26 protein-coding genes are annotated in these 26,015 nt (G+C 61.3%); 14 read left to right on the forward strand and 12 right to left on the reverse strand.

Features of this window, described 5'->3' with window-relative positions:
• Positions 1 to 3: 3 nt before the first annotated feature.
• Positions 4 to 504 (reverse strand): retropepsin-like aspartic peptidase RloA2, encoded by a 501-nt coding sequence (gene rloA2, locus V6M90_RS19255; protein ID WP_078826360.1) that lies wholly within the window; start codon positions 502 to 504, stop codon positions 4 to 6.
• Positions 505 to 644: 140 nt separating this feature from the next.
• Between rloA2 and V6M90_RS19260 the strand changes: the two genes are divergently transcribed.
• Positions 645 to 1,553, forward strand: coding sequence for an acyltransferase (locus tag V6M90_RS19260; RefSeq protein WP_332846964.1), 909 nt, complete (start codon positions 645 to 647; stop codon positions 1,551 to 1,553).
• A gap of 21 nt (positions 1,554 to 1,574) precedes the next feature.
• Here the strand turns inward: V6M90_RS19260 and V6M90_RS19265 are convergent, their stop codons facing one another.
• From V6M90_RS19265 to V6M90_RS19310, 10 genes are all read right to left on the reverse strand, one after another.
• The gene (locus V6M90_RS19265; RefSeq protein ID WP_141062942.1) at positions 1,575 to 1,928 is read right to left on the reverse strand and encodes a hypothetical protein; all 354 of its coding nucleotides are present in this window, start codon (positions 1,926 to 1,928) and stop codon (positions 1,575 to 1,577) included.
• A gap of 159 nt (positions 1,929 to 2,087) precedes the next feature.
• A complete protein-coding gene (locus tag V6M90_RS19270; protein WP_042945377.1) occupies positions 2,088 to 2,654 on the reverse strand; it encodes a DUF2780 domain-containing protein in 567 nt (188 codons plus the stop codon).
• A gap of 204 nt (positions 2,655 to 2,858) precedes the next feature.
• Positions 2,859 to 4,058 (reverse strand): formaldehyde dehydrogenase, glutathione-independent, encoded by a 1,200-nt coding sequence (fdhA, locus tag V6M90_RS19275; RefSeq protein WP_003176541.1) that lies wholly within the window; start codon positions 4,056 to 4,058, stop codon positions 2,859 to 2,861.
• 191 nt (positions 4,059 to 4,249) lie between these two features.
• A complete protein-coding gene (gene purU / locus V6M90_RS19280) occupies positions 4,250 to 5,107 on the reverse strand; it encodes a formyltetrahydrofolate deformylase (RefSeq protein ID WP_003176542.1) in 858 nt (285 codons plus the stop codon).
• 10 nt (positions 5,108 to 5,117) lie between these two features.
• Entirely contained in the window at positions 5,118 to 5,750 is a 633-nt protein-coding gene (locus V6M90_RS19285) for a sarcosine oxidase subunit gamma (RefSeq protein WP_003176543.1), read from the reverse strand.
• Between the two features lie 133 nt (positions 5,751 to 5,883).
• On the reverse strand, positions 5,884 to 8,901 hold the full coding sequence (locus tag V6M90_RS19290; RefSeq protein ID WP_003176544.1) for a sarcosine oxidase subunit alpha: 3,018 nt from the start codon (positions 8,899 to 8,901) through the stop codon (positions 5,884 to 5,886).
• Positions 8,898 to 9,200 carry a sarcosine oxidase subunit delta gene (locus V6M90_RS19295; RefSeq protein WP_003176545.1) on the reverse strand — a complete coding sequence of 101 codons (303 nt, stop codon included), beginning with the start codon at positions 9,198 to 9,200 and terminating at the stop codon, positions 8,898 to 8,900. Before V6M90_RS19295 ends, V6M90_RS19290 begins: the two co-directional genes overlap by 4 nt.
• Positions 9,201 to 9,215: 15 nt before the next feature.
• The gene (locus V6M90_RS19300) at positions 9,216 to 10,466 is read right to left on the reverse strand and encodes a sarcosine oxidase subunit beta (protein ID WP_003176546.1); all 1,251 of its coding nucleotides are present in this window, start codon (positions 10,464 to 10,466) and stop codon (positions 9,216 to 9,218) included.
• Between the two features lie 22 nt (positions 10,467 to 10,488).
• Positions 10,489 to 11,742: a serine hydroxymethyltransferase gene (gene glyA, locus V6M90_RS19305; RefSeq protein ID WP_003176547.1), complete on the reverse strand. Its 1,254-nt coding sequence runs from the start codon at positions 11,740 to 11,742 to the stop codon at positions 10,489 to 10,491.
• 152 nt (positions 11,743 to 11,894) lie between these two features.
• Complete coding sequence (locus tag V6M90_RS19310) at positions 11,895 to 12,623, reverse strand: TraX family protein (protein ID WP_042945379.1); 729 nt, start codon at positions 12,621 to 12,623, stop codon at positions 11,895 to 11,897.
• Positions 12,624 to 12,713: 90 nt separating this feature from the next.
• Here V6M90_RS19310 and V6M90_RS19315 point away from each other — a divergent pair, with 90 nt between their 5' ends.
• Positions 12,714 to 13,754, forward strand: coding sequence for a threonine aldolase family protein (locus tag V6M90_RS19315; protein ID WP_003176549.1), 1,041 nt, complete (start codon positions 12,714 to 12,716; stop codon positions 13,752 to 13,754).
• Between the two features lie 184 nt (positions 13,755 to 13,938).
• Positions 13,939 to 14,139 (forward strand): hypothetical protein, encoded by a 201-nt coding sequence (locus tag V6M90_RS19320; RefSeq protein ID WP_078826370.1) that lies wholly within the window; start codon positions 13,939 to 13,941, stop codon positions 14,137 to 14,139.
• A 249-nt stretch (positions 14,140 to 14,388) separates the two neighbouring features.
• On the opposite strand, the gene gbcB is transcribed toward V6M90_RS19320, so the two are convergent.
• Positions 14,389 to 15,489, reverse strand: a complete 1,101-nt coding sequence (gbcB, locus tag V6M90_RS19325; RefSeq protein ID WP_003176551.1) for a glycine-betaine demethylase subunit GbcB — start codon at positions 15,487 to 15,489, stop codon at positions 14,389 to 14,391.
• Positions 15,490 to 15,772: 283 nt separating this feature from the next.
• On the opposite strand from gbcB, the gene gbcA reads away from it, so the two are divergent.
• The 11 genes from gbcA (at position 15,773) to V6M90_RS19380 (ending at position 26,014) form a co-directional block, all read left to right on the forward strand.
• On the forward strand, positions 15,773 to 17,068 hold the full coding sequence (gene gbcA / locus V6M90_RS19330; protein ID WP_042945964.1) for a glycine-betaine demethylase subunit GbcA: 1,296 nt from the start codon (positions 15,773 to 15,775) through the stop codon (positions 17,066 to 17,068).
• An 847-nt stretch (positions 17,069 to 17,915) separates the two neighbouring features.
• Positions 17,916 to 18,410, forward strand: coding sequence for a type II secretion system protein (locus V6M90_RS19335; protein WP_332846978.1), 495 nt, complete (start codon positions 17,916 to 17,918; stop codon positions 18,408 to 18,410).
• The gene (locus V6M90_RS19340) at positions 18,385 to 18,765 is read left to right on the forward strand and encodes a type II secretion system protein (RefSeq protein WP_003176554.1); all 381 of its coding nucleotides are present in this window, start codon (positions 18,385 to 18,387) and stop codon (positions 18,763 to 18,765) included. Before V6M90_RS19335 ends, V6M90_RS19340 begins: the two co-directional genes overlap by 26 nt.
• Positions 18,752 to 19,267, forward strand: coding sequence for a type II secretion system protein (locus tag V6M90_RS19345; protein ID WP_232291278.1), 516 nt, complete (start codon positions 18,752 to 18,754; stop codon positions 19,265 to 19,267). The genes V6M90_RS19340 and V6M90_RS19345 overlap by 14 nt, the downstream gene beginning before the upstream one ends.
• A gap of 64 nt (positions 19,268 to 19,331) precedes the next feature.
• Positions 19,332 to 20,858, forward strand: coding sequence for a lytic polysaccharide monooxygenase (locus V6M90_RS19350; RefSeq protein ID WP_332846965.1), 1,527 nt, complete (start codon positions 19,332 to 19,334; stop codon positions 20,856 to 20,858).
• 205 nt (positions 20,859 to 21,063) lie between these two features.
• Entirely contained in the window at positions 21,064 to 21,495 is a 432-nt protein-coding gene (gene gspG / locus V6M90_RS19355) for a type II secretion system major pseudopilin GspG (RefSeq protein WP_332846966.1), read from the forward strand.
• Positions 21,496 to 21,501: 6 nt separating this feature from the next.
• The gene (locus V6M90_RS19360) at positions 21,502 to 21,957 is read left to right on the forward strand and encodes a transglycosylase SLT domain-containing protein (protein ID WP_332846967.1); all 456 of its coding nucleotides are present in this window, start codon (positions 21,502 to 21,504) and stop codon (positions 21,955 to 21,957) included.
• Complete coding sequence (locus V6M90_RS19365) at positions 21,954 to 23,138, forward strand: type II secretion system F family protein (RefSeq protein ID WP_003176559.1); 1,185 nt, start codon at positions 21,954 to 21,956, stop codon at positions 23,136 to 23,138. Before V6M90_RS19360 ends, V6M90_RS19365 begins: the two co-directional genes overlap by 4 nt.
• Before the next feature lie 5 nt (positions 23,139 to 23,143).
• A complete protein-coding gene (locus V6M90_RS19370) occupies positions 23,144 to 24,781 on the forward strand; it encodes a GspE/PulE family protein (protein ID WP_003176560.1) in 1,638 nt (545 codons plus the stop codon).
• Entirely contained in the window at positions 24,762 to 25,487 is a 726-nt protein-coding gene (locus tag V6M90_RS19375; protein WP_141062937.1) for a hypothetical protein, read from the forward strand. The genes V6M90_RS19370 and V6M90_RS19375 overlap by 20 nt, the downstream gene beginning before the upstream one ends.
• Positions 25,484 to 26,014, forward strand: a complete 531-nt coding sequence (locus tag V6M90_RS19380) for a hypothetical protein (protein WP_141062936.1) — start codon at positions 25,484 to 25,486, stop codon at positions 26,012 to 26,014. Before V6M90_RS19375 ends, V6M90_RS19380 begins: the two co-directional genes overlap by 4 nt.
• Position 26,015: the final 1 nt, after the last annotated feature.

Raw genomic sequence — 26,015 nt, forward strand, 5'->3', positions numbered from 1 at the left:
CCGTCAGCAGTCCGGTTTGTCGGCAGTGTAGCGACGCGCCGGGTTCACCGCTGCGCCAAATTCACGCAGGGCCTTGGCGCCGATCAGCAGCGGGTAGTTGAAGCTGCTGCGGTCGGTGAGGTTGACCTCGACGGTGCGCTTGACGTCGCCCAGGCACATTTCCAGGTCGATCACCGGGCGCTTGGCCACGCTGGCTTCGTCTTTTTCGTCGTCTTCGTCGGCGCGGCTCTTGATCTTGCTGATGCGCGACACCTTGTGTTCGTAGACCTTGTTGGAAGCGTCCTTGCCGCCGAGGCGGAAGCGCACCCAGTCGTCGCCGTCACGGGTGAAGGTCTCGATGTCGCGGGCCGACAGCGAAGCGGTCAGCGCGCCGGTGTCCATCTTGGCCTTGAAGGTTTCGCCGATTTCCGGCAGTTGGATGTATTCGTAGCGACCGTAGAGGGTCGGTTCGGCGGCCATGACGGGCAAGGCGGCAAGGGCGAGCGAGGCAAATAGCAGTTTCACGAAGTGATTTCCTCGGAAAGAAGTAGGCGGATTCTAGACCGCAAAGGCAGCACTTAGTTAGATCGTTCGGCGTTTTGCGATTTGGCCTCTGGACTCCGCTCTCTTATCATGACCCGCCCACACCCTTCCAAGAGTTGCTTATGCGCCGCCTGCTCACCGGCTGTCTGGTTACCCTGCTGCTGTTGCTCAATACGCTGGTCCTGATCGGCCCCCTGATGGTGTTCGCCCTGCTCAAGCTGGTGGCGCCGGGTCGTTCTCGCGACTACATGTCATGGGCGGTGATGTGGATCGCCGAAACCTGGGCCGAGATCGACAAACTGATCTTCGCCCTGTGCATCCCAACCCGGTGGGATATTCGCGGCGGCGAAGACCTGCGCAGCGACACGAGTTACCTGGTGATCAGCAATCACCAGTCGTGGGTGGATATCCCGGCGCTGATCCAGGCGCTGAACCGACGCACGCCCTTCTTCAAATTCTTCCTGAAAAAAGAGCTGATCTGGGTGCCCTTCCTGGGGCTGGCCTGGTGGGCGCTGGATTACCCGTTCATGAAGCGCTACACCAAGGCGTTCCTGGCCAAGCACCCGGAGCTGGCGGGCCAGGATTTGAAGATCACCCAACAAGCCTGCGAGCTGTTCAAGCGCCAGCCGGTCACGGTGGTCAATTACCTGGAAGGCACACGGTTCAGCGAGGCCAAGCGCAAACAGCAGGATTCACCGTTCACACGATTGCTCAAGCCCAAGGCTGGCGGCGTAGCGTTCGTGCTGGCGGCAATGGGTGAACAGCTGGACGCGATCCTCGACGTCACCGTGGTTTATCCGCAGCAGAAAATTCCGGGGTTCTGGGACTTGATCAGCGGCGCGGTGCCGAAGGTGATCATCGATATCCGCACCCGCGAGCTGGACCCGGCGTTATGGCAAGGGGATTACGAAAATGATCCGGCGTTTCGCCAGACCGTCCAGAACTGGGTGAACCAGCTCTGGAAGGAGAAAGATGCGCGCATCGAGCAACTGCTTGACCTCGATTCCCCGGCAGAAGATTGCCGGGGATGACGAGGCTATTTGATGAGTAACTTAGGCCAACAGGCTATTAAGCCGAACAGGAGCGGTCGGTGCCAGCAGACGATGCTCGTTGCGCAGCGCTGTGTGCGAGCCGTTATCCGGCCGAATTGGAGCACCCAGCATCGGTGTGAAGTGCTTGGAGCGCATCTGATTCAGTGACTGATCTTGCGATAGCGGTGTTAGAACGCGACGCATCCGGGCAAAGTCCTCAGAGTGCATCTGTTTCGGTGACTGATCTTCCGGACGCATAGGAAGAGCAAGCTCTGGAAGCCAATTCTTGGACTCCAATGCAATTTCCTTTCCCAAGGTAGCCGGACCGTGCGGGTTCGCATAAATGGAGAAACCAGAATTACCGAGAATGTTCATATAAGCGCTTCCGTTTATTAAGTAAGGAATACCCCCGACGCTGTCGGTCAGGGCCTTCCACTTTGTGGCGAACGCGAACAGATGATTCCCGCAAAGATGCTACCGCTGTTTACGACCCAACCAGTCCGGCCTCATAGCCGGAGCCGGGCATTTAAAAAATCAGGCGCCCCAAATACCGCCCAGACTCTGCAACAGCGATCCCCCCACGCCCTGCTCGCCCAGGTACTTGAGAATCACCGGGGCAAACTGGCTGATCATGCCGCTGTCCATGCCCAGGGCGCTGAATGCGGTGTTCAGATCGTTGGTGTTCTTCACGTTACCCAGCAAGCCGTCCAGACCGCTGGTCTTGCTGCCGCCGGTCTGGCCGAGTAAGCCACTCAAGGCGCCGAGGCTGCCCAGGGCGTTGTCGCCGGACAGCTTGTCCAACCCCGGCACGCTCTTGGCCAGCTGCGAATAGTCGTTACCGCCCAGTTGGTTCTTGGCCAGCCCCAGCATGGCACCGGTACCGCCGATGGCTTGTTCGGGCGTGACATTCAGTTGCGAGGTCAGTGCGGTCAGCAGGTCGGCCGTCTCGGACGACGGTGCGGCGGCAGCGGCCTTGTTATTACCCCCTTGCATGCCGGAAATGGCATTGGCCGCATCGCCAAGGCTGAACCCTGCGGCAAACACCGGAGTGGCAGCCAGGCTCATCAGGCAGGAAAGGGCGAAACCGCGAGAAATCTTCATGGGGACAACCTCTGGGTATAGGGCGAAAGCAGGCGTTGGACTGGATAGCCGGCACATTGTTCCGGGCCTCTCCAAACACTACAAAACCTATGTGGGAGGGGGTTTGCTCAGGGCGGACAGATGCAGCTATCGTGCTTGCAGGCTTAAACACCCGACGCAAAAAGGGCGACCCGCAGGCCGCCCCTTTCATTGACACCCAGCGCGTTACGCCGCGCTGAACAGTTTGTGCGGATCAATCACAAACTTCTTCGGCACACCCGCATCGAACTCGCCATACCCACGCGGCGCGTCATCCAGGCTGATCACCTGCACACCGACGATTTCGGCAATGTTGATACGGTCCCACATGATCGCCTGCATCAGTTGGCGGTTGTACTTCATCACTGGCGTCTGCCCGGTGTGGAAGCTGTGGGATTTAGCCCAACCCAAGCCAAAGCGGATGCTCAGGCTGCCCATTTTGGCGGCGGCGTCGACGGCACCTGGATCTTCGGTGACGTACAGGCCGGGGATACCGATCTTGCCCGCCACGCGCACCACGCCCATCAGCGAGTTGAGCACGGTGGCCGGGGCTTCGGCCTTGACGCCGTCGTGACCGTGGCCGCGTGCTTCAAAGCCTACGCAGTCGACGGCGCAGTCCACTTCCGGCTCGCCGAGCAATGCGGCGATCTGTTCGTGCAGCGGGGTGTCGGTGGACAGGTCGGCAATTTCGAAACCCTGGGCCTTGGCGTGGGCCAGGCGGATCGGGTTGACGTCGCCGATGATCACCACCGCCGCGCCGAGCAGGCGTGCGGATGCGGCAGCGGCCAGGCCGACCGGGCCGGCGCCGGCGATGTACACGGTGCTGCCTGGGCCGACGCCGGCCGTCACGGCGCCGTGGTAGCCGGTTGGGAGAATGTCGGAGAGGCAGGTCAGGTCACGGATTTTTTCCATGGCCTTGTCGCGGTCCGGCAGCTTGAGCAGGTTGAAGTCGGCATACGGCACCAGCACGTATTCGGCCTGGCCGCCGGTCCAGTCGCCCATGTCGACATAGCCGTAGGCACCACCGGCACGGGCCGGGTTAACGGTGAGGCATACGCCGGTGTGTTGCTCTTTGCACGAACGGCAGCGGCCGCACGCCACGTTGAACGGTACCGAAACCAGGTCGCCGATTTTCAGGTTTTCGACGTCGCTGCCCTTCTCGATCACTTCACCGGTGATCTCGTGACCGAGCACCAGGCCGGTCTGGGCAGTGGTACGGCCGCGCACCATGTGTTGGTCGGAGCCGCAGATGTTGGTGGAGACCACGCGCAGGATGACGCCGTGCTCGATCTTCCTGCCACGGGGGTCCTGCATTTTGGGATAGTCGATTTTCTGTACTTCGACCTTGCCGTTGCCGAGATACACGACACCACGATTACCAGACATGCTTTCACCTCGCTGTTGTTTTTATGGAACTGCGTTGCCCCCTTTGGGTGGGCAGCGCATTTAAGTGCTCGGGTACAGATGCTGTTTTCTGTGTTGATTGTGAGGGCCTCATCGGGAGCAAGCCCCCTCCCACATTTTGACTGTGTGAACCCAATCAACTGTGGGAGGGGACTTGCTCCCGATGGCGTCAGTCAGAGCACCACCGTCCTGTTGGCATTCAAAAACACCCGCCGCTCAATGTGATACCCCACCGCCCGCGCCAAGGTCAGCCCTTCAATATCACGCCCCTTGGCAATCAGATCCTCGGGATAGTGGCTGTGATCCACCACTTCCACGCCCTGGGCGATGATCGGGCCTTCGTCCAGATCGTTGTTGATGTAATGCGCCGTGGCGCCCACCAGTTTCACGCCCTTGTTGTACGCCTGGTGATACGGCTTGGCGCCCTTGAACCCCGGCAGCAACGAGTGATGGATGTTGATGGCCTTGCCGTCGAGCTTGCGGCACAACTCAGGCGACAGCACTTGCATGTAGCGCGCAAGGATCACCAGTTCAGCGCCGGTGTCTTCCACCACTTGCCACACTTGACGCTCCTGGGACGGCTTGTCGTTGGGGTCCAGCGGGAAATGGTAGTAGGGAATCTGGTGCCAGTCGGCCAACGGCTTCAGATCGGGGTGGTTGGACACCACCGCGACCACGTCCATCGACAGCTGGCCGATGCGCTGGCGGTACAGCAGGTCGTTGAGGCAGTGATCAGCCTTGGAGACCATGATCACCACTTTTGGCCGGTAGTTCGGCGCCGTCAGCTCGAAGATCATGCCAAAGGCTTCACCGCGCGCGGCCAGGCCAGCGCGGAATGCCTGCTCGTCGAAGCCGTCGGGCTGACGAAACTCCACGCGAATGAAAAACCGGCCCGAGAGGCGGTCATCGAACGAGTGGTGTTCGGTGACGTAGCAACCCTGCTCGAACAGGTAGCGGGTAACCGCGTCCACCGTGCCGAGCACGCTGGGGCAGTCGGCGGTCAAAATCCATGTATCGGGTGCGCGGCTCATCGGCGATTCCTCAGGCTTGAACGCTCAGGCCGAACTCGGCCGAGGCGTCTTGCAACCACAACCACCAGTAATCCGAGAAGCTGCGACGGATCAGCAGTTCCCAGGTGTCTTCGGCGGTGTGGCGGATCACCAGTTGCGACTTGGCGAACACCGTGCCCACCGCCTTGCCCACCGGGAAGTTGTTGGGGTGCACGTCGTAGCTGGTGGACTTCATCAGCACGTCGCGCACGTTCGGGCCGCTCAGTTCGAGGATCTGCTGGCCGCCGCTGACATTGACGATCTGGATATGCAAATCGCCCAGCGCGGCACGCAGGTTCTGCTCGGCGGCGAATTCTTCACCGCTTGGGACGATGAGCAGCCACTCGTCCGGGCCGAGCCATTGCAGGCTGGTTTCACCTTTGACGATCACGCTCAGGGCGCCAGGCAGTTCGATGCCCAGGGCCTTGTGCACACCGGCGGCGAACGCGGCATCGTGGCCATCGCCACGAATGGTCAGGTGGCCGAGGAGTTTCTTTTCCCGCACGGTCACGCCGGCGTTCTTGCGACCCTTGCCGACCAGGCTGGCGAGGTCGGCATGGTGCAGCGACGACTCGGCCTTGGCGCCGGTGGTGGGGCGTTGTTGGTAAACATTGGCTGCTGTCATAAAGCACCTGTGTCTTAAATTGATCGTTCCCACGCTCTGCGTGGGAATGCCGCTTTGGACGCTCTGCGTCCGCTCTTGGGACGCAGAGCGTCCCGGGATGCATTCCCACGCGGAGCGTGGGAACGATCAGGTGTCAGATGTTCTGGCGATCACCTTTCGGGTCAAAGAACACCGAAGACACAATCTCCGCCTCGATCACGCTGCCATCCGCCTGCGGTGAGAACACCCGCTCGCCGATACGCTTCAAGCCGCCCTTCACCACGCCCATGGCAAACGAATAGCCCAGGGAGTTGTGCGCATAGCTGGAGGTGACGTGGCCGACCATCTTCATCGGAATGCTCTGCTTCGGATCGAACACCAGCTGCGCGCCTTCCGGCAGCCACACGGTTGGATCGATCGGCTTCAAGCCCACCAGTTGCTTACGCTCTTCACGCACGCAGTCTTCACGGTTCATCCCGCGCCAGCCGATCCACGAGAACGGTTTGGTACGGCCAACGCACCACCCCATGTTCAGGTCGTCCGGGGTCATCGAGCCGTCGGTGTCCTGGCCGACGATGATGAAGCCCTTCTCGGCCCGCAGTACGTGCATGGTTTCGGTGCCGTACGGGGTCAGGTTGTATTTCTTGCCGGCCTCGACGATTTTTTCCAGCACGCCCATGGCGTAGTCGGCCTGCACGTTGACCTCATACGACAGCTCACCGGTAAACGAGATACGGAACACCCGCGCCGGAACACCGCCCACCAAGCCTTCTTTCCAGGTCATGAACGGGAAGCCGTCCTTGTCCAGGTCGATGTCGGTGACCTCACTCAGCAGCTTGCGGCTGTTGGGGCCGGACAGGGTCATGGTCGCCCAGTGGTCGGTGACCGAGGTGAAGTACACCTTGAGGTCCGGCCATTCGGTCTGTTGGTAGATTTCCAGCCACTGCAGCACACGGGCGGCGCCGCCGGTGGTGGTGGTCATCAGGAAGTGGTTGTCGGCGAGGCAGGCGGTGACGCCGTCGTCGAAGACCATGCCGTCTTCCTTGCACATCAGGCCGTAGCGCGCCTTGCCCACATCGAGCTTGGTCCAGGCGTTGGTGTAGATGCGGTTTAGGAACTCACGGGCATCCGGGCCCTGAATGTCGATCTTGCCGAGGGTCGACGCATCCAGCAGGCCGACGCTGTCGCGCACCGCCAGGCATTCGCGTTTGACCGCGGCGTGCAGGTCTTCACCGTTGCGTGGGAAGTACCACGGGCGTTTCCACTGGCCGACGTCTTCAAACTCGGCGCCGTTCTTCACGTGCCAGGCTTGCAGCGCGGTGTAGCGTACCGGTTCGAAGATGTGCCCACAGTGACGGCCCGCTACCGCGCCGAAGGTCACCGGCGTGTAGTTGGGACGGAACATGGTGGTGCCCATCTGCGGGATGGTCACGTTCAGCGAACGGGCGGCAATCGCCAGGCCGTTGACGTTGCCCAGCTTGCCCTGGTCGGTACCGAAGCCCAGCGCGGTGTAGCGTTTGACGTGCTCGACCGACTCGAAACCTTCGCGGGTCGCCAGTTCGATGGCGGCAGCGGTGACGTCGTTCTGCAGGTCGACGAATTGCTTCGGCGCCCGCGCAGTCGGCTTGTCGTGCGGCACTTGGTAAATGGCCAGTGTCGGCTCTTCCAGACGGCTCAAGGCCTTTGGCAGGGTGCCTTCCACCGGGGCAAAACCGGCTTCGCTGGCCGCGCGCACGCCGCCTTCAAAACCATCGGCCAGGGAATCGCCAAGGCCGTAGACGCCATTGATACCACCGACGCACACGCGTTTCTGCGGCGCTTCACCCGGTACGAAACCGAGGATGTCTTCACGCCAGGTCGGCTTGCCGCCCAGGTGCGAGGCCAAGTGGACCACCGGGCTGTAGCCGCCGGAGCTGGCGACCAGGTCGCAGTCCAGCCACTCGCCGGGGCTGGTGACTTTATGCGCTTTGACGTCAATCGCGGCGATACGCGCAGCGGTCACACGCTTGGTGCCACGGGCCTCGACCACAGCGCTGCCGGTGAGGATGCGAATACCTTTGGCACGGGCTTCTTCCACCAGCGCGCCGCGTGGGTTGTGGCGCACATCGGCCACGGCCACCACTTGCAGGCCGGCATCCAGCCAGTCCAGCGCAACGCGGTAGGCGTGGTCGTTGTTGGTCGACAGCACCAGTTTTTTACCCGGCGCCACGCCGTAGCGACGCACGTAAGTCGAGACCGCACCGGCCAGCATGTTGCCCGGCACGTCGTTGTTGCCGTACACCAGCGGACGTTCGCACGCACCGGTGGCCAGCACCACGCGTTTGGCGCGCACACGGTGGATGCGCTGACGCACCACGCCGATCGGCGCACGGTCACCGAGGTGATCGGTGAGGCGCTCGTGAATGGTCAGGAAGTTATGGTCGTGGTAGCCGTTGACGGTGGCGCGGGGCAGCAGCACCACGTCCGGCAGGGCTTTGAGCTCGGCGATAACGCCGGCAACCCATTCGGTGGCCGGTTTGCCGTCGAGGCTTTCGCGCGAATCGAGCAAGGAACCGCCGAATTCTTCCTGCTCATCGGCCAGGATCACGCGGGCACCGCTGCGCGCAGCGGCCAGTGCAGCGGCCAGGCCGGCAGGGCCTGCGCCGACAATGAGCACGTCGCAGTGACGGTTGAAGTTGTCGTAGGTGTCCGGGTCGTTCTCGGTCGGCGAACGGCCAAGGCCCGCCGCCTTGCGGATGTACTTCTCGTAGGTCATCCAGAACGATTGCGGGTACATGAAGGTTTTGTAGTAGAAACCGGGCGGCATCAGCTTGCCGCCAACCTTGCCGAGAATCCCCATCATGTCGTTGTTGACGCTCGGCCAGCCGTTGGTGCTGGTGGCGACCAGGCCTTGGTACAGCGCCTGTTGGGTGGCGCGCACGTTAGGGATTTGCGTGGCTTCGGTAGCGCCGATCTGCAGCACGGCGTTCGGCTCTTCGGCGCCGGCGGCGAAGATGCCACGTGGGCGCGAGTATTTGAAGCTGCGACCGATGATGTCGACGCCGTTGGCCAGCAGGGCTGCGGCCAGGGTATCGCCTTCAAAGCCTTTGTAGCTCTGGCCATTGAAGCTGAAAGTCAGCACTTTATTACGGTCGATCCGGCCACCGTTGGACAGGCGATTGATCTGGCTCATACCTTGTCTCCAGAGGCCTTGGCGGTGAACTGAGGCTTCTCACCGATCTTGTAGGTTTCAAGAATTTCGTAGGTCACGGTGTCGCGTGTCGCGTTGAAGTACTGGCGGCAACCGGCGGCGTGAATCCACAGCTCGTGGTGCAGGCCGCGCGGGTTATCGCGAAAAAACATGTAGTCGCCCCACTGCTCGTCGGTGCAGGCATTCGGGTCCAGCGGGCGCGGGATATGCGCTTGGCCGGACGCGTGGAATTCCTCTTCGGAGCGCAGTTCGCCACAGTGAGGACAGAAGATATGCAACATGAGGTATTTCTCCTGTTAGTGGGCGACAGCCGCAGCGCCATGTTCATCGATCAACGCACCGTTGTGGAAACGGTCGATGGAGAAAGGTGCGGCCAATGGGTGCATTTCACCCTTGGCGAGGCTGGCGGCAAACACGTTGCCTGAGCCTGGGGTGGCCTTGAAGCCACCGGTGCCCCAACCGCAGTTGAAGAACATGTTCGGTACCGGCGTCTTGGAGATGATCGGGCAGGCGTCCGGCGTGGTGTCGACGATGCCGCCCCACTGGCGGTTCATGCGCACCCGCGACAACACGGGGAACATCTCGACGATGGCCTGAATGGTGTGTTCGATCACCGGGTACGAGCCACGCTGGCCGTAGCCGTTGTAGCCGTCGATACCGGCACCGATCACCAGGTCGCCCTTGTCGGACTGGCTGATGTAGCCGTGCACGGCGTTGGACATGATCACGCTGTCGATGATCGGCTTGATCGGCTCCGACACCAACGCTTGCAGCGGGTGGGATTCGATCGGCAGGCGAAAGCCCGCCAGCGAAGCCATGTGCCCGGAGTTACCGGCGGTCACCACACCGACGCGCTTGGCGCCGATAAAGCCCTTGTTGGTTTCCACACCGATGCACACGCCGTTTTCCTTACGGAAGCCGATCACTTCGGTCTGCTGGATCAAGTCCACGCCGAGTGCGTCAGCGGCGCGGGCAAAGCCCCAGGCCACGGCATCGTGACGGGCCACGCCGCCGCGCCGTTGCACAGTGGCGCCGAGCACCGGGTAGCGGGTGTTCTTCGAGCAGTCCAGGTACGGAATCTCATCGGCCACTTGCTGGGCGTTGAGCAGTTCGCCGTCCACGCCGTTGAGGCGGTTGGCGCTCACGCGGCGCTCGGAATCACGGATGTCCTGCAGGGTGTGGCACAGGTTGTACACGCCACGCTGGGAGAACATCACGTTGTAGTTCAGGTCCTGGGACAGGCCTTCCCACAGTTTCATCGCGTGTTCGTACAGGTGCGCCGACTCGTCCCACAGGTAGTTGGAACGCACGATGGTGGTGTTGCGCGCGGTGTTACCGCCGCCCAACCAGCCTTTCTCGACCACCGCGACGTTGGTGATGCCGTGTTCTTTGGCCAGGTAGTAAGCGGTCGCCAGACCATGCCCGCCACCGCCGACGATGACCACGTCGTAGACCTTTTTCGGGGTCGGCGTGCGCCACATCTTCTGCCAGTTTTCGTGATGGCTGAGGGAGTGCTTGAAGAGGCCGAAGCCCGAGTAGCGTTGCATAGTCATTACTCCAAAACCGCGCTCAGCGATAAACCGGGAAATCAGCGCACAGGGCAGACACGTGCTTGGCCACGTTGGCCTCGACATCGGCGTCGCCGAGGTTGTCGAGGATGTCGCAGATCCAGCCGGCCAGTTCGATGCACTGCGGCACTTTGAAACCACGCGTAGTCACCGCCGGGGTGCCAATGCGCAGGCCCGAAGTCACGAACGGCGACTGCGGGTCATTCGGCACCGCGTTCTTGTTGACGGTGATGTGAGCGCGACCGAGGGCTGCATCCGCGTCCTTACCGGTGAGGCCCTGACGGATCAGGCTGACCAGGAACAGGTGGTTATCGGTGCCGCCGGACACTACATCGTAGCCGCGTTTGATGAATACGCTCGCCATCGCCTGGGCGTTGTCGATCACTTGTTGCTGGTAGGCCTTGAAACCTGGCTCCAGCGCTTCCTTGAAGCACACGGCCTTGCCGGCGATGACGTGCATCAACGGGCCGCCCTGGGCTCCGGGGAACACGGCAGCGTTGAGTTTCTTTTCAATCGCTTCGTTGGCCTTGGCCAAAATCAGGCCGCCCCGTGGACCGCGCAGGGTCTTGTGGGTGGTGGTGGTGACCACGTCGGCGTACGGCAGCGGGTTCGGGTACAGGCCAGCGGCGACCAGGCCGGCGACGTGGGCCATGTCGACGAACAGCAGCGCGCCTACCTTGTCGGCGATGGCGCGAAAGCGTGGGAAGTCCAGGGTCTTGGAGTAGGCGGAGAAACCGGCCACGATCATTTTCGGCTGGCACTCGACGGCCAGACGCTCGACTTCGTCGTAGTCGATCAGGCCGGTGTCAGTGTTGATGCCGTATTGCACCGCGTTGTACAGCTTGCCCGAGGACGACACTTTGGCGCCGTGGGTCAAGTGACCGCCGTGGGCCAGGCTCATGCCCAGGATGGTGTCGCCCGCGTTGATCAGCGCCAGGTACACGGCGCTGTTGGCGGACGAACCGGAGTGCGGTTGCACGTTGGCGTAATCGGCGCCGAACAGCTGCTTGGCGCGCTCGATGGCCAGGGCCTCGACCTTGTCCACGTGCTCGCAGCCGCCGTAGTAGCGCTTGCCTGGGTAGCCTTCGGCGTATTTGTTGGTGAGGCCGCTGCCTTGCGCTTCCATCACACGTTTGCTGGTGTAGTTCTCTGACGCGATCAGCTCGATATGATCTTCCTGACGCTGCTCCTCGGCATTCATCGCCGCCAGCAGTGCATCGTCATAACCCTGGATCTGGTCTTTCTTGCTGAACATCGCGTCTCTCCCAGCCTTTCGTATTGTTGAGGCCCGTGCAGGGCCCTTTGATGCGATGGTAGGGCTGGCGCAGGCAGGCCAAATGCCTGCGCACGCCACGCAAAGGTGCGTTTACGACATTGCCGGAACAACACAGCAAATGTGGGAGGGGGTTAGGCGATGATCTGACGGACCAGTAGCAGCAGCAGGAAATGCATGGGGTAGAGCGCATACGCCCAGCGGCGCATAGGCGGTGGCGAGACATTTTTGGCGTGTCGTAATAAGACCAAACCCACCACTGGCGCAATCAGGCATGTCGCCAAGCCCAACAACGCTACAACCGTGCCGCTATTGAGCAAAACCTGCCACTGATTAGCCGCCACACAGACCAATCCCGGCAATATGCTGAAATACCAAGGCCGACGAAATACCAGCAGCATTGCCAGCGGCAGCAATACACCAAAGAAACCGAACATCAACTGGGCTGAAAAAATCGCCGCTATTGAGACGGCGATCAGCGCCAATCCTCGATCAAACAACGTCTTCTTCTGCCAACCTCGGGCAATGAGCAAGCCCAGCGCCAGGGTCGGTAACACGTTTAAGGTATCGGCATCTTCGATGAACATTCGATACGGCACTTCGCTGATCACGCTGAACAGCAACAACCAACCCAAATAGCGCCAATGGCCGGTCACCGGTGCGTTGCGGGCCCTGTGTAAATTGGCCGCAATCGCCAGGCAAAACCACGGGAACGCCAGGCGCCCAGGCACATACAGCCCATCCAGACTCAACCCCACATAGCGCAGGTGATCGAGCACCATGCTCAGCAGCGCCAGCCACTTGAGTAAATCCAGCGCGCCATCGCGGACACGTCCGACAGGCATCATTGCAGTACCGTGCATAATTCCCCAACGACTTTGCATTTACAGCGCGTGCGCACCCCTGCCTATCTTGGTTAAAGTGCGCACCAACATCGACCACAGGAATGGGCCATGACCGACAAGAGCCAACAATTCGCCAGCGACAACTATTCCGGCATCTGCCCGGAAGCCTGGGCCGCCATGGAACAAGCCAACCACGGCCATCAGCGCGCCTATGGCGATGATGAATGGACCCACCGCGCCGCTGACGGTTTCCGCAACCTGTTCGAAACCGACTGCGAAGTGTTCTTCGCCTTCAACGGCACCGCCGCCAACTCCCTGGCACTGTCGTCGCTGTGCCAGAGCTACCATAGCGTGATTTGCTCGGAAACCGCCCACGTCGAAACCGACGAATGCGGCGCGCCGGAATTTTTCTCCAACGGCTCCAAGCTGCTCACCGCGCGTACCGAAAACGGCAAGCTGACCCCGGAGTCGATCCGCGAGATCGCCCTCAAGCGCCAGGACATCCACTACCCCAAGCCGCGCGTCGTGACGCTGACCCAAGCCACCGAAGTCGGCAGCGTCTACACCCCGGAAGAAATCCGCGCCATCAGCGCCACCTGCAAGGAATTGGGCCTGAACCTGCACATGGACGGCGCGCGCTTCTCCAACGCCTGCGCGTTCCTCGGCTGCTCACCGGCCGACCTGACCTGGAAAGCGGGCGTGGACGTGCTGTGTTTTGGCGGCACCAAGAACGGCATGGCCGTGGGTGAAGCGATCCTGTTCTTCAACCATAAACTGGCCGAAGACTTCGACTACCGCTGCAAACAGGCGGGTCAGCTCGCGTCGAAAATGCGCTTCTTGTCGGCCCCCTGGGTGGGCCTGCTGGAAAACGACGCCTGGCTCAAACACGCCCGCCACGCCAACCACTGCGCACAGTTGCTGAGCAGCCTGGTGGCGGATATTCCCGGCGTGGAACTGATGTTCCCGGTGCAGGCCAACGGCGTGTTCCTGCAACTCTCGGAACCGGCTATTGCAGCGCTGACCGCCAAGGGCTGGCGGTTCTACACCTTCATCGGCAAAGGCGGCGCGCGCTTTATGTGTGCGTGGGATACCGAGGAAGAACGTGTAAGGGAATTGGCGGCTGATATTCGGGAAGTGATGGGCGCTTGAACCTGACGAATACTGGCGGATTGCCGAGTCTGTCATTTGATATTTCTGACAGCAGCGCGCTGCGTTTTCATTGACTAGCCTCTTGGAACCCGAGAAGAAAAGGCCGCTGCAGCGGCCTCCTTTTGGGGTTAACCACGCGCCGAACAATCGGCTGGAAACGGAAATCCAGAAGAGAGCCAAACCCATGGAATATCAAAGCAACAACACCACCCTGCAAAGCGACGACACTATCAGCACCACCGTCATTGATTGGGATGAGTTCCGCAAGCATGCCAAAGTCGGGGATACCATTCGCGAGCCATCGAGGACGCTGCGAATCTACGACAAAGCCTATGAATTGACAGCATCAGGCCAGCACTTTGTGGTCCACATCTACGCCCAGTAACCGTTAATACTCGCGTCGGAGACTCATGACCTCCGACGCCGATCGTTCCCACGCTTTGCGTGGGAACGCCTCCCCGGACGCTCCGCGCCCAAGCCTCCCCCCGACTCAGGGCCCCACCCATGGGCAGAAGCCGCTACGCCATCACAGAGCCCAGAGATTCAGCCCTGGTTCTGAAGAGCGCTTGCACCGAGGCGGGACGCGGAGCGTCCCAAGAGGCATTCCCACGCGGAGCGTGGGAACGAGCGGTGGTCAGAACTCGATACGCACATCCCCCTTCGGCACGCTGCAGCACGACAGGATATAACCCTCGGCTTCGTCTTCCTCGGTGATCCCGCCGTTGTGCTCCATCTCCACTTCGCCGCCGAGCTTCATCACCTTGCAGGTACCGCAAATCCCCATGCCGCAGGCTTTCGGGATCAACAACCCAAGCTTGGCCGCCGCCGCATGCACGGTTTCGCCTGGCGCCACGCGGATGCTCTTGCCCGATGCGATGAATTCCACTTGGTGCAGGTCCGCCAGGTCGACTTCCGGCGCGTCCGCCGCTTGTTCGGCTTGCTCCACCGCGTCAGCACGGGCTTCCGGTGGGGTCGCGCCAAACGACTCCTCGTGGTAACGCGCCATGTCGAAACCAGCGGCTTCCAACAAGCGCTTGACCGCGCTCATGTACGGCGTGGGGCCGCAGCAGAATACTTCGCGCTCAAGGAAGTCGGGCACCATCAGTTCGAGCATCTTGTGGTTCAGGTAACCGCGATAACCGGCCCAGGGCTCGCCCAGACCATGTTTTTCGCAGATCAGGTGCAGGCTGAAGTTGTCGATCCGCGAGGCCATATGCTCCAGCTCGCGGTGGTAGATGATGTCTTTGGGTGAACGGGCGCTGTGAACGAACGTCATGTCGACGTTGGCGTTGGTGTCGTAGAACCAACGCGCCATGGACATCACCGGGGTGATGCCCACGCCGCCGCTGAGGTACAGCACCTTCGGGCTTGGGAAGTCGATGGCATTGAACAGCCCGACCGGGCCGTGCACCGCCAGCTCCTGGCCTTCATGCAGCGTGTCGTGCAGCCAATTGGAGACCTTGCCGCCCGGTACGCGCTTGATGGTCACCGAGAAGCTGTAAGGCACCGACGGCGAGCTGGAAATGGTGTACGAGCGCATGATCGGCTGGCCTTCGATTTCCAGCTCCAGGGTGACGAATTGCCCCGGCTTGAAGAAAAACAGGATCGGCTGGTCGGCCATAAAGCAGAAGGTGCGCACGTCCCAGGTTTCCTGGATGACTTTGACGCAACGGACGATGTGCCGACCATTGGCCCAGGTCTGGGTCGTTACCGGATTCAGGAAGTTACTGGACATACTGTTCTCCACCGCCGAGGCTCGGCCTTATGGTGGCGATTCTGCGTAACACGCGAACCGCCCACTTACCTATCTGCGACATTCACATACTTACCGCGACCAGCCCCCAACGACAGGGGGTTGCGCGTCGGGATCAGATTGGGCCATGTCGCCCATGGATAAGGTTCGTCGCAACGCCGGCCCCACACTCACTCCATACGAAGACGCTTTTTTTACGCCTTGCATAGCACCAACCGTAGCCACTATTCGCCGGCCACACAGAATGGCCATGAGGACACACATGATGGACGTCACCGCAACCTTAAGCTTGGGCGATCCGCTGGAACCCGCACGCAAGGCCACCGCGCAGATGCTGCAAGAGCGCGAGCGCACTTTTTCGCTGCCACAGCCGTTTTACTCTGATGAGCGGCTGTTTGATATCGACATGCAGGAGATCTTCCAGAAAGAGTGGTTGATCGCCGGCATGACCTGCGAGATCCCCACCAAGGGCAACTACCTGACCCTGCAAGTGGGCAAGAACCCGATCATCGTGATCCGTGGCGCCGACGGCGTGGTGCATGCGTTCCACAACGTGTGCCGCCACCGTGGTTCGCGCTTGTGCACCAGCGACAAGGGCAAGGTCGCCAAGCTCGTTTGCCACTACCACCAGTGGACCTACGAGCTCGACGGCCGCCTGTTGTTCGCCGGCACCGAGATGGGCGCCGACTTCGACATGAAGCAGTACGGCCTCAAACCGGTGAACGTGAAGACCGCCGGCGGTTACATCTTCATCAGCCTGGCCGAAAACCCGCCGGCCATCGATGATTTCCTGTCGACACTGAACCATTACATGGAACCTTACGACATGGAGAACACCAAGGTGGCGATCCAGACCACCTTGTTCGAGAAAGCCAACTGGAAACTGGTGCTGGAAAACAACCGCGAGTGCTACCACTGCAACGCGTCGCACCCGGAACTGCTGAAAACCCTGCTGGAATGGGATGACGTCACCGACCCGCGCGCCGACCAGGCGTTCAAGGACCATGTGGCCGCCTCTGCCGCCGCCTGGGATGCCGAAAAGATCCCTTACGCCCACGCCAGCTTCGGCCTGCGCAACCGTATCGTGCGCATGCCGCTGCTCAAGGGCACCGTGTCGATGACCCTGGACGGCAAACAGGGCTGCGCCAAACTGATGGGCCGCATCAAGAACCCGGACCTGGGCTCGATGCGCATCCTGCACCTGCCGCATTCGTGGAACCACTGCATGGGCGACCACATCATCGTGTTCACCGTGTGGCCGATCAGCGCCCAGGAAACCATGGTCACCACCAAGTGGCTGGTACACAAGGACGCCGTTGAGGGCGTGGACTACGACGTGGAGCGCATGCGCCAGGTGTGGGACGCCACCAACGACCAGGACCGTCGCCTGGCCGAAGAGAACCAGCGTGGCATCAACTCCACCGCCTACCAGCCTGGCCCGTACTCCAAGACTTACGAGTTCGGCGTGGTGAATTTCGTGGATTGGTACAGCGAGCGCATGCTGAGCAACCTGGGCGCGGCGCCGGCGCCTTATCTCAAGGGTGTGGCGGCTCACGAGTAATACATAGGGGGTCTACACCCCCTTGCGTAGCAGCTGTCGAGCCTTGGCGAGGCTCGACAGCCGCTACGGATTACCCATTCACCACACTTTATCTCTCAATGCTCAAAAATTGATCAACTCCCTTGAAGCCCTTTACGGCTTTGCCCTCCAGCTTTCGCCCAACAACTTATCCACAGAGCCACCCACAGCAATTGTGGGCAACTGCCTGGTTCTGCTGAAATTAATCGAAGAAAATCCGTGACTTATTCAAGTCGACGATTCCTGCAAGCTATTGGTCGTTTTATGATCAATTCCACACAGGCCAAGTAAAACGTGGCCTGTAGCGGTACGCAAACACCTTATCCACAGAACCGCCAACAGACTTTGGGGGCAACTTCACGAGCGCTGTGGAAAACCGCCTCAAACCATGATTAACACGGGCTTCCAACGGTTTTACGCGCTCAAAAGACAGTTTTGGTTAAATTTTAACCAATACCTTAAAAGCTACGTATTTCGTGGGCTGCAAGGTAGAGCGAACATCTTATCCACAGATCCGCCAACAGACTTTGGGGGCAAGTTGAACACCGACACTCGCCTTATCCACACGAAAACTTCTCTAAAAACCGTCACTTAGCCTGGTTATTTTTCACCCATCAGCTTGCAGGCCTTTGTCCGCGTGGGCTGTGGACAACCGCAAACACCTTATCCACAGCCCCGTACACAGCGATTGTGGGTAACCGACCGTTTGTCAGCTGGCTGTACAAAAAATGCTCAGATTTAAAGTTCATCTACACTCTTTCTTGCAGTTATATCCAATGGCCTGGGTGAGTGCAGAAGCCCTTGGCGCAGCAATGGAGGCAGACCGGTGATGTGGCAGGGTAATCCCAGCCATCACTGCGCCAAAGGTTTCACGCTGATTGAATTACTGCTGACGCTGGCCCTGCTGGCCACGCTTTCGACAGTTGCTTATCCGCTGACGGCGTTGATGGGTAAACGTGAACGGGAACTCGACCTGCAACGTTCGTTGCGGGAAATTCGCCGTGCGATCGATGCCTACAAAGAAGCCAGCGACGATGGCCGCATTGAAAAAAGCCTCAGCGACAGCGGTTACCCGCCCTCCTTGCAGGCGTTGGTCGATGGGGTCACGGACCGAACCGATCTCAAGGGTAAAAAACTCTTTTTCCTGCGCCGCATTCCCCGCGACCCCGTCTGCGAGTGCCCCGACCGTGCGCCCGCGCAAACCTGGCAACTGCGCAGTTACAAGAGCACGGCGCAGGCCCCACAAGAGGGAGAAGATGTATTCGACGTTTCATCCCGCAGCACTCGGGAGGGGTTGAATGGAACGTTATACAGCCAGTGGTGAGCGGGGTTTTACCCTGATCGAACTGCTGGTGGTGATGGCCATCATCGCCACCCTCATGACCCTGGTCACGCCGCAGTATTTTCGCCAGCACGCCAAGGCCCAGGAAACCGTGCTGCGTCATAACCTGTCCTCCATCCGCCAGGCCCTGGACCAATACCGTGAAGACCATGGTGCCAACCCCGACTCCCTGCAAGCCCTGGTGGACCGTCGCTACCTGCGCGAAATCCCCCTCGACCCGCTGACCGGCAAGCGTGACACCTGGCAACTGCAGCCTTCCGACGAACAGGGCCTGGGCGACGTGCGCAGCGGCGCGCCAGGTAACGCCAACGATGGGAGCACCTATGCCCAGTGGTAATGCACAGCAGAAGGGCGCGGTGTTCATGGGCATGCTGGTCACGGTGGCCGTCGTGGCGGTGATGCTGATGGAGGCAGGCACCCTGTGGTCCAGCGTCTTGCAGCGCGAGCGCGAGTTGGAACTGCTGGCACGCGGCAATGAAATACGCCGGGCGATCGGCCTGTATTACGCGGTCGGCAACAGGTTCCCCAAGTCCCTCGAAGACCTGGTGCTCGACCGCCGCCAACCGACCATCAAACGCTACTTGCGCCGTGTCTACAGCGACCCGCTGACCGGCACCACCGACTGGGGCATCGTGCCGGGGCCTGGCGAAACCGTCATGGGCGTGTTCAGCAAAGCCAAGGGCATTCCGTTCAAGCAAGGCAACTTTGCAGTGATCAATCAGGGTTTTACAGGGCAAGGCAGTTATCAAGGGTGGGTGTTTCTGCATGGCTCTGTGCAGAGTAGCTCTACAACCCGTACCACTCCCATTGGAGATCAGCCGACCCATGCAGGTGATTGAACAAACACACTGATCGTTCCAGCCGTTCGGAACTTGTTTATCTGAATTGAAGGTGGACTAGAGCATGAATAACTTACAACGGCGCATGCGTTATCTATTTAGAGGGTTGGTGGCCGGGGCCGTGCTGTTGCCCGCACTCGCATCGGCCCACGTGGCGACAGACATACCGGTTGCCCGGCAGTTGCATTGTTATACCCAGCCGGATTTCTGGAGTGGCAACCCGGCCGATGTCGGCTGTAAAGAACTCAACAGTGCGAGCGGCACCTACCCGGGGCAGCAGTGGAACGAAGTGGCGAAACTGATCAAAGCCAGCAACGGTGACGATTACAACGACCAGTCAACCGTGGAACGGTTAATTCCGGACGGCAAACTGTGCTCAGCGGCCGACCCGCAGAAAGCCGGCCTCGACCGGCCTTCCGCCAATTGGTACAAAACCGCCATGACGCCCAAGAACGGTTTCGTGGAGGTGCGCATCTCCGGCACCGCCCCTCACGTCAGCAGCATCGTGAAAATCTACCTCAGCAAACCGGGCTTCAACCCCGCGACAACCGCGTTGAAATGGAGCGACCTTGACCTCGTTCACCAGGAGACCGTGACCGTCGCGCGAACAGACTGGGGCGCACAGCCACCGCCTGTCAGTGGCGTGTCGGGGTTCTTCAAATTCAATGTCGCCATCCCCGCCGGGCGTACCGGTGATGCCATATTATTCAGCCGATTCCAGCGCATAGACCCCGATGGCGAAGGCTTCTACAACTGCAGCGATATCACCCTTCATAACGACGGGCCCACCCCCACTCCCGAATGGCACGCCAAGGGTCTTTTCCAGCCGCCAGGATTTAATCCAAAGGTTGGAGACAAGATCCACTTCCGGGTATTCGGCTCCGGCAAGGCACATAGCGAAGTCGTTGATATCGAACATCCCGTCAAGGACGCGAACCCGCAGGTATGGGGCCCGAGTCTTGTGCAGGCGTTGGCGCCTTACAAGACGGTGGTGCAGATAGGCGAAATGAAGGGGGCAAGCATTGTGTATAACACGGCGGAACCTGGGAAAAATCAGGTTTACCTCGCCGATGAGCAAGCGTCCAAGGCGATGTCGATCATTCCGGGCGATGACCCAGGCCCGGTCAATCCGGCGCCACCGGTGGCACGGATCACAGGGCCGACCGAATTGAAGTCGGGGCAGGCCTTTACGTTCAGTGGCGCGGCATCCTCCGGGAGCAACGGCGCCTTGCTCTTCATCTGGACGGTGCCAGGCATGGCTGGCGCGCAGAACGAGATAAGCGTGAGCGGCGCGGCCTATACCGTCGTACAGCCGACCGTGTTCAAGGCACGCTTGAATGTTCGCGACCAAGAGAACGGCAAAACCAGCCAGGCGGAATTTGACTTCACCGTCACACCGGCAGTTGGTGGCGAGGAGTACCCGGACTACAAGGAAGGTACCGCATACAAAGCTGGCGACATCGTGTCCAACCAACGCAAGCACTACCAGTGCAAACCTCATCCTTATACCGACTGGTGCGCAGGTGCGGCGTCGGCGTACGCCCCCGGTACGGGCTGGGCGTGGAAGCAGGCTTGGGAAGAGGTTAAATAAACCGTCGGCGCTCAGGCTTATTCAGTTTGTGGATAAGCCCTAGCGCCAAACGTTATAGGGCGCCTGACGGCGCCTTATATCGACAAACGCTACAGTTGAACATGCAACTGTTCTAACGACGTTCTACCGGCGGTGCCCGCTCACCAGCGGGCCGGGAGAGTGATACACAACCGCCGTACCTTGGCACTCCCAACAGGGTATCTCCATGCGCACGCACACACTTATCCACCGCCTCCAACGCGGCTTCACATTGCTGGAGCTGTTGGTCGTCCTGCTGATCATCGCGCTGCTCGCCGGCTATGTCGGCCCGAAGATGTTCGACCGCCTGGAACTGGCCAAGGTACAAACCGCCCAGGGCCAGATGAAGTCACTCGGCGATGCCATGAACCAGTACCGCCTGGACAACGGCAACTACCCCGACGAAACCCTGGGCCTCAATGCCCTCGTCACGCGGCCTGCCAATGCGCCCCACTGGCAAGGTCCGTATGTGAAGGCGCTGCCGCTGGATCCGTGGGGCAACCCGTATCTCTACAAGTACCACGGCGCACCACCCAATGATGCCGACATCATCTCCCTGGGCCGCGACGGCAAGGCCGGCGGGGAGAACACCTACTCCGACATCGTGTACGGACTTTGACCGGTCATGCGCCCGCTGCGAATCGTCCTGACGTTGCTGAGCCTTTGCGGCCCAGCCCAGGCCGATTGCTGGCAGCTGGCGGCCAGCCGTTACCATATCGACCCGCTCTTGTTGTATGCGATCGCCAAGGTCGAATCGGGCCTCAACCCCAGCGCCCGCAATATCAACCGCGACGGCAGCCAGGACATCGGCCTGATGCAGATCAATAGCCGTCACCTGCCCGCGTTGGCACGGTTCGGCATCAGTGAACAGCACCTGCTCACCCAGCCGTGCACCAGCGTGCTGGCAGGCGCATGGATCCTCGCAGGTTTTATCCGCGAGCAGGGTTACGGCTGGCAGGCCGTGGGCGCCTATAACGCCGGAACCAGGCCGGATCGGCACGCGCAACGTTCGCGCTATGCCCTGGTGGTATGGCGCTACTACGGCCAATTGCTGCAGCAACGCGCAGGACAAACGCCATGATCGAGGTGGATGCCCGCGTCATTCGCGACGGCCACCTACAGACCGTGCGCCTGCAAGCCCTCGACCTGGCCCAGGCACGCCAGCAGCTGCAGGCCGACGGCGCTCGGGTGGTCGCCCTCAAGGCCCGGCGCGCGCTGCGCTTACCTCGCCGACGCAGCCCGTTCGCCCTGGGCCTGTTCATCCAGGAACTGGTGGTGCTGCTCGATGCCGGGCTGGTATTGGTGGAGGCGGTGGAGACCCTGCGCGACAAAGCACCACCGGGCGTCAACCGGCAGGTCATGAGCGATCTGCTGGCGTCGATGTACGAGGGCAACTCGCTGTCCAGAGCGATGCAGCTCAAGCCACAGGTCTTCCCTGCGCTGCTGGTCGCCACGGTGGCGTCTTCCGAACACAGCGGGCAGTTGGCCGTGGCGCTGCGCCGCTACCACCATTTCGAAGCGCACCTGCAAACCGTCAAAAAGCGCGTCAGCGGCGCACTGATGTACCCGCTGGTGGTGCTGAGCGTGGGCGCGTTGATCCTGCTGTTTTTGCTGTTCTTTGTGATTCCGCGGTTTGCCTCGGTGTTCGATGCGGTCACCGACCTGCCGGCCACCGCGCGGTTCATGGTGTGGTGGGGCGCGCTGGTGCAGGCACGCGGCATGGAACTGCTGCTCGGCCTGCTGCTGGCGATTGGCGCGTTGGTGCTGTTGTTTCGCAGCACCGCGTTCAAGCGCCGCGCGGCGGGCCTGTTCTGGAAAATCCCCAGCCTGGGTGCTCAACGCACGCTGTTTATCCTGGCGCGGTTTTACCGCACCGCCGGCATGTTGCTGATGGGCGGGATGCCAGTCGTCATGGCGCTGCAATTGTCCGGCGCGCTGTTGCCCCCAGAGCGCCAGGCCGACCTGCGCCATGCCATGACCGATATCCAGGCCGGGCAACCGTTATCCATGTCGCTGGCACGCCATCAGCTGACCACCGCCGTCGCCGAGCGCCTGTTGCGCGTCGGTGAGCAAAGCGGCGAGCTGGCGGCGATGTGCGAGCGCATCGCGCAGTTTCACGACGAGGCACTGGAGCGCGCCATCGAGTTGTTCAGCAAGGTCTTCGAGCCGCTGCTGATGCTGGTGGTAGGCGGGTTGATCGGCTTGATCGTGTTCATGTTGTACATGCCTATTTTCGAGCTGGCGGGGTCTATCCAGGGGTAACGCACATGAGCGACACCACGCACAAATGGCAGGCCCTGGCGGCGCAACGGGGCATTACGCTGTCTGCTTACCTGACGCAGCTGCTGACCGAGGCGCCCGATCAATTGCGTGCCGTCGCCCTGCCCCTGGGCCTGCTCGACATCGCCCCCCACACCCTCGGCGAAGCGTGGCGCTTCGACCTGCTGCCATTGCCCCAGGCGCTGCTCCACAACGTGCTGCCGATGGATTACCTGGGCCGGCCTTGCCTGGTGCTCGGCGACCCTTTCACCCTGGCCAGCAGGCAATGGCTGCAATCGTCCCTGACGTTACGGCAATTGCCCCTGGCGATGAGTCTGCCCGGCGCGGTCAAGGCCCAACTGGCCAAGGCCGAAGCCAGCCAACGGGTGATGCGGCCGTTCGGCGAGGACGACCATAACGCCAGGGTCAGCGAGGCCGCCCAGGAGATTTCCCTGAGCAGTATTGCCCGCGATGACAACCCGGTGGTGCGCCTGGTCAATTCCATGTTGTTCGACGCCTTGCAAAGCCGCGCCAGCGACATTCATGTGGAAACCACGCCCCAGGGCCTGGTGATCAAATACCGCATCGACGGCGTACTGCAACCGATGGGCAAGGCAGCCGGGCTGGACATGGCCGAGCAGGCGTTGTCGCGGATCAAGGTGCTGTCGGAGCTGGACATCGGCGAACGACGCGTGCCCCAGGACGGGCGCTTCAAAATGGCTATCCAGCGTCGCGAAGTGGATTTTCGGGTGTCGATCATGCCCAGCATCCACGGCGAAGATGCGGTGTTGCGTATCCTCGACAAATCCCAGCGCGGCGAATCCCTGAGCCTGGAGAACCTCGGTCTGGCCGCCGACACCATTGCGCGCATCCGCATGCTGGCCAGCGAGCCCTACGGCATGTTGCTGGTGACCGGTCCCACCGGCAGCGGCAAATCCACCACCCTGTATGCGGCCTTGTCGGAAACCAATACCGGCGAAAAAAAGATCATCACCATCGAGGATCCGGTGGAATACGAACTGCCCGGCGTCCTGCAGATTCCGGTCAACGACAAGAAGGGCCTGACCTTCGCCCGTGGCCTGCGCTCGATCCTGCGGCATGACCCGGACACCATTCTGGTGGGCGAAATCCGCGACGGCGAAACCGCAGGCATTGCGGTGCAAGCCGCGCTGACCGGGCATCTGGTGATGTCGTCGGTGCACGCCAACAGCGCCTTCAGTGTGCTGGAGCGCTTTACCTATATGGACGTGGACCCGGCCAGTTTTGTCGAAGCGCTCAACGGCGTGGTCGCGCAGCGCCTGGTACGGCGTATCTGCGCGGATTGTGGGATTGAGGCACAACCGGATGCGGATATCGTGCGCCTCGCCCAGCTCCCGGAGGCTCAGCTCAAGCAGGGCCACTATCGCGTGGGCAAGGGCTGCGAGGCCTGCCGCCACACCGGCTATCGCGGCCGGCTGGCCCTGGCCGAAGTGCTGAGCATGACGGACGGCATCAAGGAGGGCCTGCTCAAGCGCAGTTCCGCCTTCACGCTGCGTGAACTGGCGCGTGAAGCCGGCCACGTATTTATCCGCGATATCGCCCTGGCCCATGCCGCCGCCGGCGACACCACGCTCAAGGAGATCCACCGTGTCATTTCCCTTTATTGAACACGTGGTGGGGCTGCACGGCGCCAGCGCCGAGTGGGGCGCGCGTCCGCGTTGGCACGGTGCGACGGTGTGGCATGCACGCCACGCGGGCGATCCGTTGGCGGCCTGCGCCGAGCTGTTGGGCCAGGCACCGCGAGGGCGCGTCGCGTTTCTGGACCGGGCCACGCTGCTGTTGGGCTTCCCCCATGTGCACTACTTGATGTTGCCCTGGCAAACCGGCCTCTACGCCCGGCAAGACTGGCAAGGCTTTGCCCAGGCGCTGTTCAACCAGCAGATGGGCATCGACCCTGAACACTGGCAGATACAGATCGCCGACAGCGACTTCGGGCAACCACGCCTGGCCTGCGCGACGTCCCGGCTGCTGCTGCAAGAACTGCGCGACCTGTTCAAGCTCAACCGCCTGCCCCTGGTGAGCTGCACACCGTTGTTGACGGCGGTCGCCCGCCGGTACTGGCGGCAGTTGCACACTGACTGTGTGCTGGCGGTGCCTGACGCAGACAGCCTCAGTTGCCTCTACCGACAGCAGGGGCTCATCGATCAGGTGTGTGTCATCCCCACCCAACCCGGCAGCGCCTTGAGCGATAACCTGTTCACCGTCGACCTGCTCTGCGAGCGCCACGCACTTGCCACGCAAGTCGTCACCAATACCGCGTCGCAAAACCGCCTGGGGCCTGTGCACCCTTGGCTGGAGGCAGCGTCAACATGAACGCCCTGCGCGCGCCCCGTGCGCCGGGTGTGGACTTCCAGCGTGCCGGCGCAACCCACCGCCCTGTGATCGCCGCGCTATGGCTGGTGGCAGCCGTGCTGCTGTTGAGCACCTGGCAACATTGGCAACGCATGGCGCAACGGCAACAGCAGACCGACGCGCTGGAGCAGCACTTCATCCAGCTGACCCGCCAACAGGAGCAGTTGATCCAGGCCGCCAGCCACCTGTCGCCCCGGCAAAAACAACAGCTGGCAGCCTTCGCCCAACAAAAGGCCAGCCCCTTCGCGCTGATGGATGCCGTGGCGCTGGCCTGGTCCAGGGAAATCGCGCTGACACGCGTGGAGGTCAACACCCAGGCCCAACAGATTCACCTGGACCTGGAAGCCAAACAGCTGGGCGATGCGTTTCGCTTTGTCGACCGCCTCAAGGCCCAGCCCGGCGTGCGCGTGAACCTGCAGCGCAGCGCGCTCAAGAGCAGCGACCCGCAACACCCCGTACAGGTCAAACTGACCGTTGGCGCAGGCTAGC

This window comes from Pseudomonas lactucae (assembly GCF_036688725.1).
Lineage (GTDB): Bacteria > Pseudomonadota > Gammaproteobacteria > Pseudomonadales > Pseudomonadaceae > Aquipseudomonas > Aquipseudomonas lactucae.

Coding starts and splice junctions, on each gene's coding strand:
- purU (WP_003176542.1), bottom strand. CDS start 5,107: ATGAGCCGCGCACCCGATACATGGATTTTGACCGCCGACTGCCCCAGC.
- gbcA (WP_042945964.1), top strand. CDS start 15,773: ATGGACGTCACCGCAACCTTAAGCTTGGGCGATCCGCTGGAACCCGCA.
- V6M90_RS19300 (WP_003176546.1), bottom strand. CDS start 10,466: ATGCAACGCTACTCGGGCTTCGGCCTCTTCAAGCACTCCCTCAGCCAT.
- V6M90_RS19285 (WP_003176543.1), bottom strand. CDS start 5,750: ATGACAGCAGCCAATGTTTACCAACAACGCCCCACCACCGGCGCCAAG.
- V6M90_RS19290 (WP_003176544.1), bottom strand. CDS start 8,901: ATGAGCCAGATCAATCGCCTGTCCAACGGTGGCCGGATCGACCGTAAT.
- V6M90_RS19320 (WP_078826370.1), top strand. CDS start 13,939: ATGGAATATCAAAGCAACAACACCACCCTGCAAAGCGACGACACTATC.
- V6M90_RS19360 (WP_332846967.1), top strand. CDS start 21,502: ATGCGCCCGCTGCGAATCGTCCTGACGTTGCTGAGCCTTTGCGGCCCA.
- V6M90_RS19295 (WP_003176545.1), bottom strand. CDS start 9,200: ATGTTGCATATCTTCTGTCCTCACTGTGGCGAACTGCGCTCCGAAGAG.
- V6M90_RS19270 (WP_042945377.1), bottom strand. CDS start 2,654: ATGAAGATTTCTCGCGGTTTCGCCCTTTCCTGCCTGATGAGCCTGGCT.
- glyA (WP_003176547.1), bottom strand. CDS start 11,742: ATGTTCAGCAAGAAAGACCAGATCCAGGGTTATGACGATGCACTGCTG.
- V6M90_RS19260 (WP_332846964.1), top strand. CDS start 645: ATGCGCCGCCTGCTCACCGGCTGTCTGGTTACCCTGCTGCTGTTGCTC.
- V6M90_RS19315 (WP_003176549.1), top strand. CDS start 12,714: ATGACCGACAAGAGCCAACAATTCGCCAGCGACAACTATTCCGGCATC.
- gspG (WP_332846966.1), top strand. CDS start 21,064: ATGCGCACGCACACACTTATCCACCGCCTCCAACGCGGCTTCACATTG.
- gbcB (WP_003176551.1), bottom strand. CDS start 15,489: ATGTCCAGTAACTTCCTGAATCCGGTAACGACCCAGACCTGGGCCAAT.
- V6M90_RS19340 (WP_003176554.1), top strand. CDS start 18,385: ATGGAACGTTATACAGCCAGTGGTGAGCGGGGTTTTACCCTGATCGAA.
- V6M90_RS19265 (WP_141062942.1), bottom strand. CDS start 1,928: ATGAACATTCTCGGTAATTCTGGTTTCTCCATTTATGCGAACCCGCAC.
- V6M90_RS19350 (WP_332846965.1), top strand. CDS start 19,332: ATGAATAACTTACAACGGCGCATGCGTTATCTATTTAGAGGGTTGGTG.
- V6M90_RS19370 (WP_003176560.1), top strand. CDS start 23,144: ATGAGCGACACCACGCACAAATGGCAGGCCCTGGCGGCGCAACGGGGC.
- fdhA (WP_003176541.1), bottom strand. CDS start 4,058: ATGTCTGGTAATCGTGGTGTCGTGTATCTCGGCAACGGCAAGGTCGAA.
- V6M90_RS19345 (WP_232291278.1), top strand. CDS start 18,752: ATGCCCAGTGGTAATGCACAGCAGAAGGGCGCGGTGTTCATGGGCATG.
- V6M90_RS19310 (WP_042945379.1), bottom strand. CDS start 12,623: ATGCACGGTACTGCAATGATGCCTGTCGGACGTGTCCGCGATGGCGCG.
- V6M90_RS19335 (WP_332846978.1), top strand. CDS start 17,916: ATGTGGCAGGGTAATCCCAGCCATCACTGCGCCAAAGGTTTCACGCTG.
- V6M90_RS19380 (WP_141062936.1), top strand. CDS start 25,484: ATGAACGCCCTGCGCGCGCCCCGTGCGCCGGGTGTGGACTTCCAGCGT.
- V6M90_RS19365 (WP_003176559.1), top strand. CDS start 21,954: ATGATCGAGGTGGATGCCCGCGTCATTCGCGACGGCCACCTACAGACC.